Annotated in this window: 19 protein-coding genes and 1 tRNA gene; 19 read left to right on the forward strand and 1 reads right to left on the reverse strand. The window is 55.5% G+C overall.

The window, feature by feature from the left end:
- Positions 1–58: 58 nt before the first annotated feature.
- Positions 59–439 (forward strand): response regulator, encoded by a 381-nt coding sequence (locus tag JCM12296_RS03415; RefSeq protein ID WP_054689862.1) that lies wholly within the window; start codon positions 59–61, stop codon positions 437–439.
- 415 nt (positions 440–854) lie between these two features.
- Here JCM12296_RS03415 and JCM12296_RS03425 read toward each other — a convergent pair.
- Positions 855–931, reverse strand: a tRNA-Arg gene (locus JCM12296_RS03425).
- Between the two features lie 120 nt (positions 932–1,051).
- Between JCM12296_RS03425 and JCM12296_RS50085 the strand changes: the two genes are divergently transcribed.
- From JCM12296_RS50085 to JCM12296_RS43370, 18 genes are all read left to right on the forward strand, one after another.
- Entirely contained in the window at positions 1,052–1,528 is a 477-nt protein-coding gene (locus JCM12296_RS50085) for a sigma-70 family RNA polymerase sigma factor (protein ID WP_422698514.1), read from the forward strand.
- Positions 1,529–1,623: 95 nt separating this feature from the next.
- Positions 1,624–1,995, forward strand: a complete 372-nt coding sequence (locus tag JCM12296_RS50090) for a sigma factor-like helix-turn-helix DNA-binding protein (protein ID WP_422698519.1) — start codon at positions 1,624–1,626, stop codon at positions 1,993–1,995.
- Positions 1,996–2,106: 111 nt separating this feature from the next.
- A complete protein-coding gene (locus tag JCM12296_RS03435) occupies positions 2,107–2,367 on the forward strand; it encodes a tetratricopeptide repeat protein (protein WP_218187954.1) in 261 nt (86 codons plus the stop codon).
- A 4-nt stretch (positions 2,368–2,371) separates the two neighbouring features.
- Entirely contained in the window at positions 2,372–2,785 is a 414-nt protein-coding gene (locus JCM12296_RS03440; RefSeq protein ID WP_054689871.1) for a tetratricopeptide repeat protein, read from the forward strand.
- A 135-nt stretch (positions 2,786–2,920) separates the two neighbouring features.
- The gene (locus JCM12296_RS37815; RefSeq protein WP_054689873.1) at positions 2,921–3,349 is read left to right on the forward strand and encodes a tetratricopeptide repeat protein; all 429 of its coding nucleotides are present in this window, start codon (positions 2,921–2,923) and stop codon (positions 3,347–3,349) included.
- Positions 3,232–3,774, forward strand: a complete 543-nt coding sequence (locus tag JCM12296_RS39615) for a tetratricopeptide repeat protein (RefSeq protein ID WP_422698515.1) — start codon at positions 3,232–3,234, stop codon at positions 3,772–3,774. The genes JCM12296_RS37815 and JCM12296_RS39615 overlap by 118 nt, the downstream gene beginning before the upstream one ends.
- Positions 3,771–4,592 carry a LolA-like protein gene (locus tag JCM12296_RS03455; protein WP_054689878.1) on the forward strand — a complete coding sequence of 274 codons (822 nt, stop codon included), beginning with the start codon at positions 3,771–3,773 and terminating at the stop codon, positions 4,590–4,592. Before JCM12296_RS39615 ends, JCM12296_RS03455 begins: the two co-directional genes overlap by 4 nt.
- A gap of 10 nt (positions 4,593–4,602) precedes the next feature.
- A complete protein-coding gene (locus JCM12296_RS50095) occupies positions 4,603–5,079 on the forward strand; it encodes a Mut7-C RNAse domain-containing protein (protein ID WP_054689880.1) in 477 nt (158 codons plus the stop codon).
- Positions 5,072–5,926 (forward strand): Mrp/NBP35 family ATP-binding protein, encoded by an 855-nt coding sequence (locus tag JCM12296_RS03465; RefSeq protein WP_054689883.1) that lies wholly within the window; start codon positions 5,072–5,074, stop codon positions 5,924–5,926. Before JCM12296_RS50095 ends, JCM12296_RS03465 begins: the two co-directional genes overlap by 8 nt.
- Before the next feature lies 1 nt (position 5,927).
- A complete protein-coding gene (locus JCM12296_RS43355) occupies positions 5,928–6,311 on the forward strand; it encodes an ATP-grasp domain-containing protein (protein ID WP_054689886.1) in 384 nt (127 codons plus the stop codon).
- A complete protein-coding gene (locus JCM12296_RS43360; protein WP_246803957.1) occupies positions 6,311–6,622 on the forward strand; it encodes an ATP-grasp domain-containing protein in 312 nt (103 codons plus the stop codon). The genes JCM12296_RS43355 and JCM12296_RS43360 overlap by 1 nt, the downstream gene beginning before the upstream one ends.
- A 143-nt stretch (positions 6,623–6,765) precedes the next feature.
- A complete protein-coding gene (locus tag JCM12296_RS03475; RefSeq protein WP_281491913.1) occupies positions 6,766–7,869 on the forward strand; it encodes a deoxyguanosinetriphosphate triphosphohydrolase family protein in 1,104 nt (367 codons plus the stop codon).
- 3 nt (positions 7,870–7,872) lie between these two features.
- The gene (locus JCM12296_RS03480; protein ID WP_157067346.1) at positions 7,873–8,637 is read left to right on the forward strand and encodes a UPF0280 family protein; all 765 of its coding nucleotides are present in this window, start codon (positions 7,873–7,875) and stop codon (positions 8,635–8,637) included.
- A 133-nt stretch (positions 8,638–8,770) separates the two neighbouring features.
- Positions 8,771–9,166, forward strand: a complete 396-nt coding sequence (locus JCM12296_RS03485; protein ID WP_054689889.1) for a hypothetical protein — start codon at positions 8,771–8,773, stop codon at positions 9,164–9,166.
- 229 nt (positions 9,167–9,395) lie between these two features.
- Positions 9,396–10,211: a MutS N-terminal domain-containing protein gene (locus JCM12296_RS43365; RefSeq protein ID WP_246803952.1), complete on the forward strand. Its 816-nt coding sequence runs from the start codon at positions 9,396–9,398 to the stop codon at positions 10,209–10,211.
- Positions 10,120–11,955, forward strand: a complete 1,836-nt coding sequence (mutS, locus tag JCM12296_RS03490; protein WP_246803953.1) for a DNA mismatch repair protein MutS — start codon at positions 10,120–10,122, stop codon at positions 11,953–11,955. Before JCM12296_RS43365 ends, mutS begins: the two co-directional genes overlap by 92 nt.
- Before the next feature lie 121 nt (positions 11,956–12,076).
- Positions 12,077–13,510 carry a tetratricopeptide repeat protein gene (locus tag JCM12296_RS03495; RefSeq protein WP_054689892.1) on the forward strand — a complete coding sequence of 478 codons (1,434 nt, stop codon included), beginning with the start codon at positions 12,077–12,079 and terminating at the stop codon, positions 13,508–13,510.
- Positions 13,464–14,096, forward strand: coding sequence for an N-acetylmuramoyl-L-alanine amidase family protein (locus tag JCM12296_RS43370; RefSeq protein WP_054689895.1), 633 nt, complete (start codon positions 13,464–13,466; stop codon positions 14,094–14,096). Before JCM12296_RS03495 ends, JCM12296_RS43370 begins: the two co-directional genes overlap by 47 nt.
- Positions 14,097–14,163: the final 67 nt, after the last annotated feature.

Genomic DNA, 14,163 nt, shown 5'->3' on the forward strand with positions numbered 1-14,163 from the left:
CGATACTACAGAATCAAAATCCATTGAAAACCAATATCATGAATCCTGGAGGTAAGTGATGGCGTATAAAATCCTAACGGTTGACGATAGTAAAACCATTCGGATGATCGTTAAGAAGGCCTTTAAACCATATAATTGTGAACTTTTTGAAGGTGAGAACGGCGTGGAAGGCCTGGCCATTGCCGCCAAGGAACAGCCTGACCTCATCATCCTGGACATTACCATGCCGGTAATGACCGGTATCGAAATGCTGGGCAAGCTCAAGGCGGAGAGCACCATGAAAGATATCCCGGTGATCATGCTGACGGCTGAATCCGGAAAAGAAAACGTCATGCAGATTGTCAAAATGGGTGTCAAGGATTATATCGTCAAACCCTTTAAAGGCGAACAGCTCATCGAACGGGCCAAAAACATTCTTAAGCTCCGGCCTGTCGAATAAGTCCGTTAAAAGGACGGTCCGGCCGAAACTTGCATATGAAGCGACCGGACCGTAAAGAAGTCATGCATCGTTTGATTTTCGCGTATACCCACGCCAACTTCCGTTTTCGGCTCGACCTGCTGCTACCGGTCGGTCGGCCCTGCATCCGCCACCGACCTTAAGCACTCTTGGGCGCTCACGCTGCTGCCCATCGCTTTTCTCTTGCAACTCGGCTTCTCCCACAGCAGAAACGACACTTCTCTTGAAGCCGCCACCGCCATCACCGGCTGCACCGATCCAAATGCGATTGCCCTGAGCGCCCATCAATTATCCTTTTTCAAATAGCGTAAGAATATGTTATGCTAATTAACTTTGGTAAGTGATGTGACGGGGCAGGATAAGCATAAAAAAGGAGGCTGTAAGCCCCCGAATCAAGTGGCGCGCCTGGCAGGATTCGAACCTGCGACCTACGGATTAGAAGTCCGTTGCTCTATCCAGCTGAGCTACAGGCGCATATAAAAAAAAGAATAAATAACACAACGATACCCAAAAGTCTACATGAAAAAAGGTTTCCCCAGGGCGATCAAAACACCATGCTGCCACGAGGGACATCGCAAACTTCCGGGTAGGTGAATGAAAACGGTAAAAAAACAAGCCAAAAGTTCAAAAGAAAGCGAAACCAACGGCCCGAACAGCGGAAAACCGTCTGAAAAATCCGTTGTCAAGTATGACCCTCTTCAGCGATATCTGACGGAAATCAGTCGCTATAGCCTGTTGACCCGAGAAGAGGAGGTCGAACTCGGAATACAGGTCCAGGAACATGGCGATCAGGAAGCGGCCTATCGTTTGGTGACCTCCAATCTGCGCCTAGTTGTTAAGATTGCCTTGGAATTCCAGCGGGTTTGGATGCAGAATCTACTGGACCTGATTCAGGAAGGCAATATCGGACTGATGCAGGCCGTGAAAAAGTTCGATCCCTATAAGAATGTCAAATTTTCCTATTATGCCTCATTTTGGATCAAAGCCTATATTCTTAAATTCATTATGGATAACTGGCGTTTGGTTAAGATCGGCACGACGCAGGGGCAGCGCAAGCTTTTTTTAAGCTGAAGAAAGAGAAACAAAAGCTCATCGAGCAGGGATTCGATCCCAAACCGAAGTTGCTTTCCCAGCGTTTGGGTGTCTCTGAACGTGAAATCGTGGATATGGACCAACGTCTCGATGGATGGGATATCTCGCTGGATGCGCCGCTCAAGGAAGATTCCGACACCGAGCGTATCGAGTTCATGAGCACAGAGTCTGATTCTGCCGAGGAGACGGTTGCCAAAAAGGAGATGGAGTCTTTGCTCCACGAAAAAATTGCCACTTTCAGAACCCAGATGACCGACCGGGAATTGGAGATTTTCGATAAGCGCATCTTTTCCGACACCCCGGTTACCCTTCAGGAGATCGGTGATAAATATGGTATCTCTCGCGAACGGGTAAGACAGGTGGAGAAGAATGTGGTTAAAAAAATGCGTGACTATTTTAAAAAGGAAATTCCCGATTTTGAGACCTACACCGAAGATGTCTCCTGATCTCCTCATCCATCCGCTTTGCCGTTCGGCCTGCTGATGCATACAATCTTGCTGAAAGCCAATAATAAAATGAAGAAACAGCATATTAGATGGTGTATGGTAATGCTTTGGATGATATTGCTGGGCGCTTGCGGTCCAACCGGCCAGGGATTGAACGCGCCCGCTACCCCCCATCTGCCTGCGGGAAAAGAACAACCCGTCAATGCCTACTACCTTTTTGCCAAAGCCCACATCGTTTTAAAGCAGGGGAACATCGATCAGGCCATTTCAATCATGCAGGCGGCCATCGCCTTGGATCCCGCTTCCGCCTATCTGAAACGCGAATTGGCCGGGATGTGGCTATTGAAAAAAAAAATTCCGGGCCGCCATTGAGCTATTGGAAGATGTCCTGGCCAGTCATCCCGATGATGTTGAGGCGCTGATCCTCATCGGTCGAATCTATCAGAATCAAGGGGAATTGGAACACGCCGCGGACGCCTTCTCGCGGGTACTCGCCATCGATCCGACACAGCAGGCTATTTATCTCATGCTTGGCGGAATCTACATGGACCAGGAACAGTGGGATCGGGCCCAGCAGGTTTACCGGCAGTTGGTAGCCCATTTTCCCGGCGCCTTCGCCGGGTATTTCTATCTGGGGCGCATCAGCGCCATCAATGGAGACAGTACTGCGGCCAAAACCTATTTCAAAAAGACCCTGCAGTTGGAACCGCGACTGATTGAATCGCGATTCGAGTTGGGAGCGCTTTACGAAGCCGAAAAAAAAATACGCGAAAGCCGCAGCTATCTATGAAGAGATCCTGACCCAGAACCCTGACAACATTCAGGCCGCCATGGCCCTTGGGGTTGTCCGGCATCATCAGGGGTTGAGACAGGCCGAGGCCAAAACGTTTGCCCGGTTGGGAAAAAAAGCTTAAATGACGAGGCGGTGATCCGAACCCTGGTGCGGACGTATTTGGATACTCGCGAATACGAAACCGCCATTGTCATTTTGCAAGGGATGCTCAAAGCGGTACCGGAAAGCGCGGATCTGCACTATTTGGCCGGCGTCGCCCTGGATGGCAACGACAATAAAACCGCGGCCATTGCCCAATTGCGACAAGTTGCCCCGGGATCGCGGTTTTTCCAGAACGCCGCGGTGCACGCCGCTCTGCTTTATCAGGAGCTGGAGAAACTCGATGCCGCCATCGCCCTAATTCAGGAGGCAATTGCCAAGCGCCGAAAAATCCCGAGTTCAGGTTGTATCTGGGTTCTTTTTATGAACAAACGGAAAACTACGCCAAAGCCGAGCAAGCGCTCAAACAAGGGCTGGCCATTGATCCGGAAAACCCCCGACTCTATTTTCGGCTTGGGGTGATCTATGATAAATGGGGGCGTAAAGATGACTCGATCGCGGCCATGAAGACGGTTATCCAGTTGGAACCGGAGAATGCCAACGCCCTGAACTACCTCGGTTACACCTATGCCGATATGGGCACCCAATTGGATGAGGCCGAACGGCTGATTCGGAAAGCCGTGGCGCTTAAACCCGGAGATGGCTATATTACCGACAGCCTGGCGTGGGTCTACTATAAGCGCGGGCAATACGAAAAAGCATTGCCACTGCTTGAGCAAGCGGTCAACCTCGTTCCCGATGATCCGATTATCCGGGAACATCTGGGGGATGTTTACGCCAAACTCGGCATGACCGAAAAGGCGTTGAAGAGTTATCGGCAATCCATTAAAAACGGCCATACCGATAAAGTGGTGGTGGAAAAAAAAATTCGGGCATTGACACCATGATCCATGTAATTTGCCATCCTCCCAATAAACATGAGCCTGTCCGTCAATCCTTTGCCAGTGCCGTGCGGGGACTCTTGTTGCTGTTTGTTTTCTTGGGGCTCACCAGTGGTTGTAGCTACCTGGTGCCGCCGGCGCCCGTTGCCGATCCCGCTGCCGAGGCCTTGGTGACACGGTTGAACCACGCCAATGCAGGCCTGGCCCAATTCAAATGGGTGGGCCGGTTGAGCCTGGCGCGTCCCAACCGACCTGTCCAGGTGTATCGTGCCGCTGTTGCCGGTCAGCATGACGATCGACTGCGCATTGACCTTTTCTCACCCGTGGGCGGATCGGCCGCTAGTTTTTCCAGCGATGGCAGTGACTTTTATGTCATCGAGCATGCCTCGCGCGAGTACCATAAAAAAGCCGTCGGCCGTGGCAGCCTGCGTGCGTTCGTCGGCTTGGATATTCATATCAAGGACCTGCTTGAATTCATGGCCGGCCGCATTCCCGTCGAGACCGAATGTGTCGCCCAACGGGTGCCGGTTGAAGAGGAGGATGCGCCGCTTGAGCTGAGGCTCGTCGATCGACGGGGGCGGGTTCGCCAGCGGATCACCTTGGATCAGACAATGCGGCCGGCAGCGGTGGTGTGGTTTGACAGCAGCGGCAAAGCGATCTATACGCTTACGATCACGTCCTTGCAGGACATTGATGGCTTTACGGTGCCCAGACAGATGGCGTTGTCGGATATAACCGGTCGGCGACTGTCGTTTCGCCTTGACCGTTTCATGGCCAATGCACCCATGTCTGAGGACCTGTTTGTGTTGCCCCCGCCGCCCTAAAAGGTGCAATATGAGGTTTGCGGTGGATGCTTCATTGGGAAAATTGGGCCGTCTGCTGCGCAGTGCCGGTTTCGACACGCTCTGTCAACACGAGTGCCGCCAAGGGCGGTTTTGGGATCGGATTGAACCGGAGCGAGTGATTTTGACGCGCACGCAGGCGATCCAGCGGCGGTTCAGTGGTCGAAGCCTTGTATTTATAAAGAATAACGATCCCTTGCGGCAGCTCCAGCAGGTCGTCACGGAACAAGGTATCCTGAAAGAGGATATTCATCCCTTCAGCCGCTGCATCGTTTGCAACGCGGCCATTGTCAAGGTTGACAAAAGGTCCGTGTGGGGAAGGGTGCCGGCTTATGTCTGGCACCATTATCCGGCTTTTAACGAATGCCGCTGCTGCCATCGGATTTTTTGGGCCGGCAGTCACCATGACCGGGTCTGCCGAAAGTTCGAGACGATATTTCAAAACGAGGAAAGGCAATCGCATGCATGATCATTCAGCCAAAACAGGGGGCAGTGGGGGTGGCGGCAATAGTCCGCAGGAGCCCAATCCACAGGACCAGAATATCGATAATGCCCTCTCCAAAATAAAACACAAAATCATCGTGATGAGTGGCAAGGGCGGTGTCGGCAAATCCAGCTTCGCCACCAATCTGGCCGTCAGCCTGGCCGGTAAAGGCTTCTCGACGGGGCTATTGGACGTGGACCTGCACGGTCCCAGCATCGCCGGAATGATGGGCCTTAACGGACTTCTGGAGGTGAGCCAGCAGGATCAACGGGTGGTGCCCAAGCAGGTGGGCGACCATCTAAAGGTCGTTTCCATGCAATCCCTGATGAAGGATCCCGATCAGGCGGTCATTTGGCGCGGACCGGCCAAGACCGGCGTCATCCGTCAGTTCATCGCCGATGTCACCTGGGACGACCTGGATTTTCTCATTGTTGATTCACCGCCGGGCACCGGTGACGAACCGCTGAGCGTGGCTCAAACCATCACCGGCGCCAAGGCCTTGATCGTCACAACACCCCAGGATGTGGCCCTGGCCGATGTCCGTAAATCCATCAATTTTTGCCGGGCGGTGAATCTCGAGGTGGTCGGATTGGTGGAAAACATGGGGCCCTTTGCCTGTCCCTGCTGCGGAAAGACCGTCGAGTTGTTCAAGAGTCAGGGGGGGCGGGTAACAGCCGAGACCATGGGGATTCCTTTCCTGGGCACGCTGCCTTTCGATCCGAAAGTCGTCAAAGCCTGCGATGAAGGCGCCCCCATTGCCGCCGGTGGCCAGGACGGCGACTTTGTAACGGCCCTGGAAAACGTGGTCCAGACCATCGTCGGCAGTTTATAGGATGAAGCGGCAGGTCCTCGCCCTTGAGTCACGTCTGCGTTCCTGCCGCAATGTTCTTACTGTCGGGGTGCGTCCCAACTTCGGTGACTACACCGAAGCCGAGGCACGCCTTATCCATGATGCCGATAAAATCTACTACCCCTCGGCCTTTTACGCGGAGCATTTCGAGGCTCTGGGAAAAGCCATTTTTCCCAGCTGCCACAGTTATCGCTGTGCCCAGGACAAGATCAAGCAGAGTACCTTGTTTCAGCTGGCCGGTCTGCCCCATCCGCGAACACGGGTGTTTTACGGGAGGCGGCAACAAGCGGGCATTCAGGACTATTTTTCATTCCCGCTGATCGCCAAAGATCCACGCGGATCCGCCATGGGAAGGGGGGTTTCCTGATCCGCAGCGCTGCCGAACTCGACACCTATACCCATCATCGCCATGTGGTCTATATCCAGGAGTATCTGCCCATCGACCGTGATATGCGTATCGTTGTGGTCGGTGGGCGGGTGGTTCACGCCTACTGGCGGATTGCCTGCGCCGGGGAGTTCCGCACCAATGTGGCCAAAGGCGGGCGCATCGGCCTGGATGCGGTCCCAACGTCCGCGCTGGATCTCGCCTGCCAGATTGCTCAAACGTGCCACTGGATGATGTCGGCCTGGATATCTGCTGTCATGACGGTCAATACATGGTGCTCGAAGCCAACATGAAATATGGCCGGGGAGGGTTCCGGGCCGCCGGCATCGATTATTTTGCACTCATGGAACAAATGATAGAAAATGGATATATTTGAAGCGGTGACGACGCTTCCGATAATGGATCGGCTGAAACAGGAATTGAATGCACGGGAGCAGTGCCTGTTCTCGCAGCGGCCACCTGGAGTGATGCCGGTGTGCGGCGTCATCCCATTTTCGATTCCGCGGCCGGCTATCGTCAGGCCTTCTCCCTGGATGCCGACCGCATCCTGCACAGCCGTGCCTATACCCGCTACATCGACAAAACCCAGGTTTTTTCCCTCATCGAAAACGACCATATCACCCACCGCGTTTTGCATGTCCAGCTGGTTTCCAAGATCGCCCGAACCATCGGCCGGTTTCTGCGGCTCAACGAAGATCTGATCGAAGCCATCGCTTTGGGGCACGATATCGGCCACACCCCCTTCGGCCACGAGGGCGAGCGTTACCTGTCCGAATTGTGTCGGCAGGCCGGCATCGGTAATTTTTTGCACAATGTGCAAAGCATCCAGTTTCTCGATCGGGTGGAGCGCAAGGGAAAGGGGTGGAACCTGTGTCTGCAGACCCTGGACGGAATTCTGTGTCATGATGGTGAAATCCATAACCGTGTGCTCAGGCCCAACCTTGATAAAACCTTCGATACCTTCGAAGCGGAGGTCGCTGCCAAAAAGGCCGATCCAAAAGCCGTGCTGGTCCCCATGACCACCGAAGGCTGTGTCGTGCGCATGGCCGACACCATCGCCTATGTGGGCAGGGACCTCGAGGATGCCATCCGCCTTGGCTTGCTCGGGCGCAAGGATATCCCCGTGTCGATTGCGCGGACTCTGGGCAACACCAACGGCAGCATCGTCTACCGACTGGTGACCGACGTTATCCAGCACAGCCATGCCAACGCGTTTGTCGCCTTCAGCCCCGAGATTTCCGATGCCCTCAAAGCGCTCAAGGACTTTAACCTCGAGCGAATTTACCTCAATCCGAGAAACAAGATTCATTCGGCGACCATTCGGACGCTTTTTGGCCGCCTGTTCGAGACCTGCCTGGATGACTTGACGACGCAAAACCACCGGTCGGAGATCTTTTCCGGTTTCCTGGCGGACATGTCGGCCGATTATGTGGAAGACCATAGCCCCGCAGAGATCGTCAGAGATTACATTGCCGGCATGACCGACCGCTATTTTCTGCACCGGTTCCCGGAATCGCAACGGCCGGTTGCCCAGGCCTGATCCATGTCCCCCAAGCCTACCGCACCGCTCAATTACCGCGAACGGACCTATCGGCATCGGGTGCACGCGTCCGGAATGGCCAGTTTCCAGGTCGTCTGTGAGGAAACCGATTTGATGATCCAGGCCGATCGGGTGCTGGCGCGTGAGGCCCGGGAACTTGTATTGACCTACCGTGCCCAAATTTCCGGTTATATTCAACGCTTTCCAGCGTTTGGTACGACATTGCAGCCTTGGTCGGACACGGACATGGCCCCCGCGATCGTCCGTCGGATGATGGATGCATCAAGAAGTGCCGGCGTCGGACCCATGGCGGCCGTGGCCGGCGCCATTGCCGAGGCGGTTGGCCGTGCATTGCTCAGCGACAGTCGGCAGGTTGTCGTGGAAAACGGTGGTGACCTATTCGTCAAGCGGGATGGCCCGGTTGTCGCCGCACTGTTTGCCGGTGCCTCGCCCCTTAGCATGCGGATCGGCGTGCGGGTGGCCGATGCCGGCCACGGGCTTGGCATCTGCACCTCCTCGGGCACCGTGGGGCACTCCCTGTCGCGCGGGGTTGCCGATGCGGTCTGCGTCATCTCTCCCAACAGTGCCTTGGCGGATGCGACGGCCACGGCGATCGGTAATCGGATCCAGACCCCGGCGGACATCCAAGGCGCCATCGAAGCCGGACGCCAGGTCGGCGATATCCTCGGCATTGTCATTGTGGTGGGGGAGCGGATGGGGGCTTGGGGCGCGTTGGAACTGGTCCCGCTGGACCGAAAAAAAGGTTGAGTTTTAGGGTGGAAAAGGTTAGAGATGCTTGATAATCTAAGGGTTTTAGGGAGGCCTTGAAGATTGGATCCGCGACCCCCAGCGGAATCCCCAACGCAACCACAACGCGAACGCGGTGAGGGAGAAAAACGCGATGAAAAAGGTGAAGATCGCCTTCTGGATCGTTATTTTTGGTTTTGTCGGGCTGCTTATCTATCAGAATCGGATATTTTTCATGGCCGAGAGCCACTTGGTTCTCAACCTGGGCTTTTTTCATTATGAAACCCCATTTCTGGCCAATGCCGTTTTCTTCGTCGCCTTTTTCCTGATCGGTATCTTGATGACTTACTTTTTGAGCCTTTTCAAGCAGTTCAGGGATGCCAAAGTTATCAAGGCCCTCAAGGCCAAGGAGTCGAGCTTGGTGGAAACCGTGGCAACCCTGGAACGGCAGCTTCAGCAACAGAAATCCGCTGCCGCCGCGACGCCGCCGCCTGTAAGCGAACCCCCTGTGATGGATGATACCATCGACGTGGCTGCCGAAACGAAATGATTCGGATTGTACCGCCGGTTACGGTCAAGGAGAAAACCTACCCCATTTCATCCGCCTCCCCAGCCGGGGTGCTGTCCAGGACATTCGTTAATGTGTTCGACTTAATCCATTCGGGCGCTGTGATTCTGCTGGTGAGAGGCTGAGGGTAGACCTCACGCCAACCCAGCAACGACCGAGGAGCCTGCCGGTCACCGAATCCCAAGGCCTTTTGCTTGATAACGATTGATTGATGGCCCCTGTCAAAGCGACACCCATGATGCAGCAGTACCTCTCCATTAAGGAGCGGTATCCCGATACCCTGCTGTTCTACCGCATGGGTGATTTTTACGAGATGTTTTTCGAGGATGCCCAGGTGGCCTCCCGGGTGCTGGAGATTACCCTTACTTCCCGGAACAAAAACAACGATGCCGCCGTGCCCATGTGCGGGGTCCCCTACCGGGCAGCCCAAGGCTACATCGCCCGCTTGATCGAAAACGGGTTCAAGGTGGCCATCTGTGATCAGGTGGAGGATCCCAAAGCCGCCAAAGGCTTGGTTAAACGGGAAGTGGTCCGCGTGGTCACCCCGGGAATGATCGTGGAGGATGAACTCCTCGATGCAAAGACCAACAACTTCATTTTGGCCGTTTCCCGGCATCAGAAAAATATGGGGTTGGCCAGTCTGGATATCTCCACCGGAACCTTCCGGCTGACCGAAAGCGGTGATGCCTCGGCCATTATCGACGAAATCCTGAGGGTGGCCCCCCGCGAACTGTTGATCCCTTCCGGGCTCGAAAAGGAAGAACCCTTCGCGGCGCTCGCCAACCATCCGCTGCATTTTGCCATTACCGTGTTGGACGATGCGGTTTTCGATCTTTCCGCCGGGCGGCAACGGCTCCTCGATCAGTTCGACACCCTGTCTCTGGAAGGCTTTGGTTGTGAAGGGCTCGTCGCCGGCATCTGTGCGGCGGGCGCTGGTGCATTACGTCAGCGAAACCCAACGCCAAAAACTCGAACACCTGCACGCCATCCAAACCTATTTTCTGGGCGGCTTTCTCATGGTGGATGACCAGAGCTGCCGTAATCTCGAGCTGTTGCGCAGCCTTCGTTCCGGCGGCCGCAAAGGCGCCTTGTTGGATGTCCTGGACCAGACGGTCACGGCCATGGGCGGGCGCCTGATGGCCCACTGGCTGCGCTATCCGCTAATGGACATCCAACGCATCCGGAATCGCCATGCTGCCGTGTCCGATGCCGTGCAGCAGATGCAGGCGCGCAAGGATCTGCGCCAAGCCCTCAAGTCCGTGCGGGATCTGGAACGTCTGGGCAGTAAGATTGCCATGGGGCATGCCAATGCCCGGGATCTCACGGCGCTGAAATTCTCCATCCAGGCGCTTGGCGAAGTTTATACCGCCCTGGACGGGTTTTCAGCGGATCCCTACGTTTTCCCCCAGGATCCCCAGCCCCTGGCAGATTTGGCCGATCTCATCGATCGGGCGATCCGTGAGGATGCCCCCCCCGTTACCAGCGAAGGCGGCATGATCTGCAATGGATACGATGCGGATCTGGATGAATTGATCCGTATCAGTCGGGACGGGAAGGGCTGGCTGGCCGAACTGGAAGCCAAGGAGCGCAGTACCACGGGGATCAATTCGCTCAAGGTGCGTTTCAACAAGGTTTTCGGTTACTATATTGAAATTCCGCGCGCTCACAGTGAGGCGGTTCCCGATAATTACGTGCGCAAGCAAACCCTGGTCAATGCCGAACGGTATATTACCGATGATCTGAAGCATTTCGAATCGCGGGTGCTCAACGCCGAGGAACAACGCAGCGCCCTGGAACTGAAACTGTTCACCGAGGTGCGGGAACGGGCCAAGGCCCATCACGCGGACATCCAGGTCGTCGCCGACTTTATCGCCCGCATCGATTGCCTGACCACGTTTGCCGAGGTGGCCCAGAACAATGCCTACTGTCTTCCCCAGGTCAATGACGAAGGCATTTTGGATATCACGGATGGACGTCATCCGGTGGTGGAGAAGCTGATCACCGGGGAGCGATTCGTGCCCAATTCGATCCGTCTGGATAACCAGATCAATCAGGTGCTCATCATCACCGGTCCCAATATGGCGGGTAAATCCACGGTCCTGCGCCAGGTGGCCCTGATTACGATCATGGCCCAGATGGGAAGTTTCGTTCCGGCCCGAAAAGCCGATGTCGCCCTGACCGATCGTATTTTTACCCGTGTGGGTGCGCTGGACAACCTTTCCGCCGGGCAAAGCACCTTTATGGTGGAGATGCAGGAAACTGCCAATATCGTCAACAATGCCACCGTGCACAGCCTGGTGATTCTGGATGAGATCGGCCGGGGAACGTCGACCTACGACGGGCTCAGCATCGCCTGGGCGGTCGCCGAGTACCTCCATGAGCTCAACGGTACGGGAACGCGTACCCTTTTCGCCACCCACTATCATGAATTGACCGAACTGGCCGAACAACTTGAGCGGGTGAAAAATTACAACATCGCCGTCAAGGAGTGGAACGACGGGATTATCTTTCTGCGAAAGCTGGTCGAGGGCGGAACCAACCGCAGCTATGGCATTCAGGTGGCCCGCCTGGCCGGCATCCCCGAAACGGTGATCCGGCGATCCAGACAGGTCCTCGCCCAGATCGAGGCCGGCAGCCATCCCACGGTGGGCGATAAGAAGCAGAAGCGCACGGAGACCCGAAAAAAAGCGGGCACATGCAATTGGGGCTCTTTAGCCCGGTTGAGCGGAAGCTGGTCGAAACCTTGCAAATGCTGGATCTGGGCCGCATGACGCCCATCGACGCGCTCAACACATTGAACGAGCTGCAAAATCAGGCACAGACGGTCGTCTATTGATCCAAAGCGAAAATCATATGCAGGATGTCCGATACACATCAAGGCGAGTCGGGGGAATGCGCGTCGTCATGGCGGCGCTTCTTGCCAGTCTCTTTTTCCTGGGTACGGCATGGGCCCTGACGATCAAAGATCGCTATTACCAGGCCGAAAACGCCTACGCGGCCTTGAAGAAAAATCCGAAACACCAGAAATATCGGGATAAATGGCTGGCCTGCATCGAAAAGTACAAACTGGTGCAGCGTCTTGACCCGGATGGGCCCTGGGCCGCTGCCGGGTTTTACAAGGCCGGCCTGCTTTATCTCGAGCTTTATCAACGTTCCCGTCTGGGTGCCGACCAACAGGAAGCGGTCGATCTTTTTCAACGCATTATCCAGAAGTATCCCAATAGCCGTTACACACCCAAATCGCGCGACCAACTTTCCAGATTGGGAAAACCGGTCGTTTCTCCGAATACCGCGGCGGCGGCCAAGCAGCTTGAACACGCCCACGCGGCCTATGACCGGCTGAGTGCCAGCGCGAACCGCCAGAAGTATCGCGATCAGTGGCAACGCGGCATCGATTTGTTTCAAAAGGCCTACCAAACCGATCCCAAAGGTCCCTATGCGGCCGAGTGCCTTTACATGACCGCTGTCCTTTATCGCGGGTTGTCCAAAGCATCCCATCGAACCGATGACGGTGATGCCGCCGTCGACTATTTCCGCCGGGTTCAGCGCGAATTTGCCAACAGCACTTACGCGGCCAAAGCCGCCGATGACCTGAAGCCGGGAGGGGGCGCCGGTCGTGCGCGAGCGGCATCGGCAGCCCGTCCCTCACCGGCCGGCAATTCGGCGGATCCCTTGGCCGAATTGATTGCCCAGTCGGGGAAGCCGTCCGCCAAGGCGTCCCCGGGTAAGACCGGCAACGGCCCATCGGGATCCAAGCTGGTGACCGTGCAGGACTTGCGCGTCTGGTCCAATCCTAAATACACCCGGGTCGTGGTCGATGCCGACCAGGAGACCCCTTTTACCCATCGGTTGCTCAAGAAGGATCCCTCGATCAACAAACCCCCGCGACTCTACCTTGAACTCAGTCGCAGCCGGCTGGGCAAGAATATCGACAAACTCGTACCCATCAACGACAACCTGCTCATCGATGCGCGTGCCGGCCAGTATACCAACGATTCGGTCCGGATTGTCGTGGATATCAAGTCCTTCAAAAACTACAAGATTTTTTCCCTGAAAAATCCCTTCCGCATCGTCATGGATGTCTGGGGCGTGGACACGACGGGCAAGCCATCCACCAAGCAGCTGGCCAGCATTCCGCCACCGCAATCCACCGGAAAGCTGCCCCCGGGTGCGATTGCCCGTCAGCTGGCCCTGGGCGTTAGCCGTATCATCATCGATCCGGGACACGGTGGAAAGGATTATGGGGCCCGGATACGCGAAGAACGTACACGAGAAAAACGTGGTTCTGCAGATTGCCAAACGACTGGCCAGAAAAGTGGAACGTGAGCTCAAATGCGATGCCATCCTTACCCGGTCCACCGACCGATACTTGACGCTTGAGGAGCGCACGGCGATCGCCAATACGCAGAATGCCGATCTGTTTATCTCCATCCACACCAACGCGGTGCGGAATTCACAGGCTTACGGCATCGAAACCTATTTCCTCAATCTCGCCACGGACGATGACGCCATTCGTGTGGCAGCGCGGGAAAATGCCACCTCGGCGAAAAATATCAGTGATCTCGAGTCCATTCTCAATGATCTGATGCAGAATGCCAAGATCAATGAATCCAGTCGCCTGGCCACCATGGTCCAGGAGTCGATGTGTACACACCTTAAGAAAGGATATGGCGATATCCGTAACAAAGGTGTGAAACAGGCGCCTTTTTACGTGCTCCTGGGGGCACAGATGCCGGCGATTCTGGTGGAGACCGCGTTTATTTCCAATCCCCGCGAGTGCCGCCGGCTGACCAGCGCCAAATATCAGGAAGACGTGTGCGACGGGATCATCCGGGGCATTCGGACCTACATCAAGGATACCCTTCCGACGGCATTTGCCGATCCGCCCCGGGCGACCAAACGGAGAGGGTGAAAATCGATTACGTGTCATTGTGAATTGGCGGAAATGGGGCATTCAACACAAAACGAGCAGGAGGAGA

It is taken from the genome of Desulfosarcina cetonica JCM 12296, assembly GCF_001311845.1.
Taxonomy (GTDB): Bacteria; Desulfobacterota; Desulfobacteria; order Desulfobacterales; family Desulfosarcinaceae; genus Desulfosarcina; species Desulfosarcina cetonica.

Coding starts and splice junctions, on each gene's coding strand:
- JCM12296_RS03415 (WP_054689862.1), top strand. CDS start 59: ATGGCGTATAAAATCCTAACGGTTGACGATAGTAAAACCATTCGGATG.
- JCM12296_RS50085 (WP_422698514.1), top strand. CDS start 1,052: ATGAAAACGGTAAAAAAACAAGCCAAAAGTTCAAAAGAAAGCGAAACC.
- JCM12296_RS50090 (WP_422698519.1), top strand. CDS start 1,624: ATGGACCAACGTCTCGATGGATGGGATATCTCGCTGGATGCGCCGCTC.
- JCM12296_RS03435 (WP_218187954.1), top strand. CDS start 2,107: ATGATATTGCTGGGCGCTTGCGGTCCAACCGGCCAGGGATTGAACGCG.
- JCM12296_RS03455 (WP_054689878.1), top strand. CDS start 3,771: ATGATCCATGTAATTTGCCATCCTCCCAATAAACATGAGCCTGTCCGT.
- JCM12296_RS50095 (WP_054689880.1), top strand. CDS start 4,603: ATGAGGTTTGCGGTGGATGCTTCATTGGGAAAATTGGGCCGTCTGCTG.
- JCM12296_RS03465 (WP_054689883.1), top strand. CDS start 5,072: ATGCATGATCATTCAGCCAAAACAGGGGGCAGTGGGGGTGGCGGCAAT.
- JCM12296_RS43355 (WP_054689886.1), top strand. CDS start 5,928: ATGAAGCGGCAGGTCCTCGCCCTTGAGTCACGTCTGCGTTCCTGCCGC.
- JCM12296_RS03480 (WP_157067346.1), top strand. CDS start 7,873: ATGTCCCCCAAGCCTACCGCACCGCTCAATTACCGCGAACGGACCTAT.
- JCM12296_RS03485 (WP_054689889.1), top strand. CDS start 8,771: ATGAAAAAGGTGAAGATCGCCTTCTGGATCGTTATTTTTGGTTTTGTC.
- JCM12296_RS43365 (WP_246803952.1), top strand. CDS start 9,396: ATGGCCCCTGTCAAAGCGACACCCATGATGCAGCAGTACCTCTCCATT.
- JCM12296_RS03495 (WP_054689892.1), top strand. CDS start 12,077: ATGCGCGTCGTCATGGCGGCGCTTCTTGCCAGTCTCTTTTTCCTGGGT.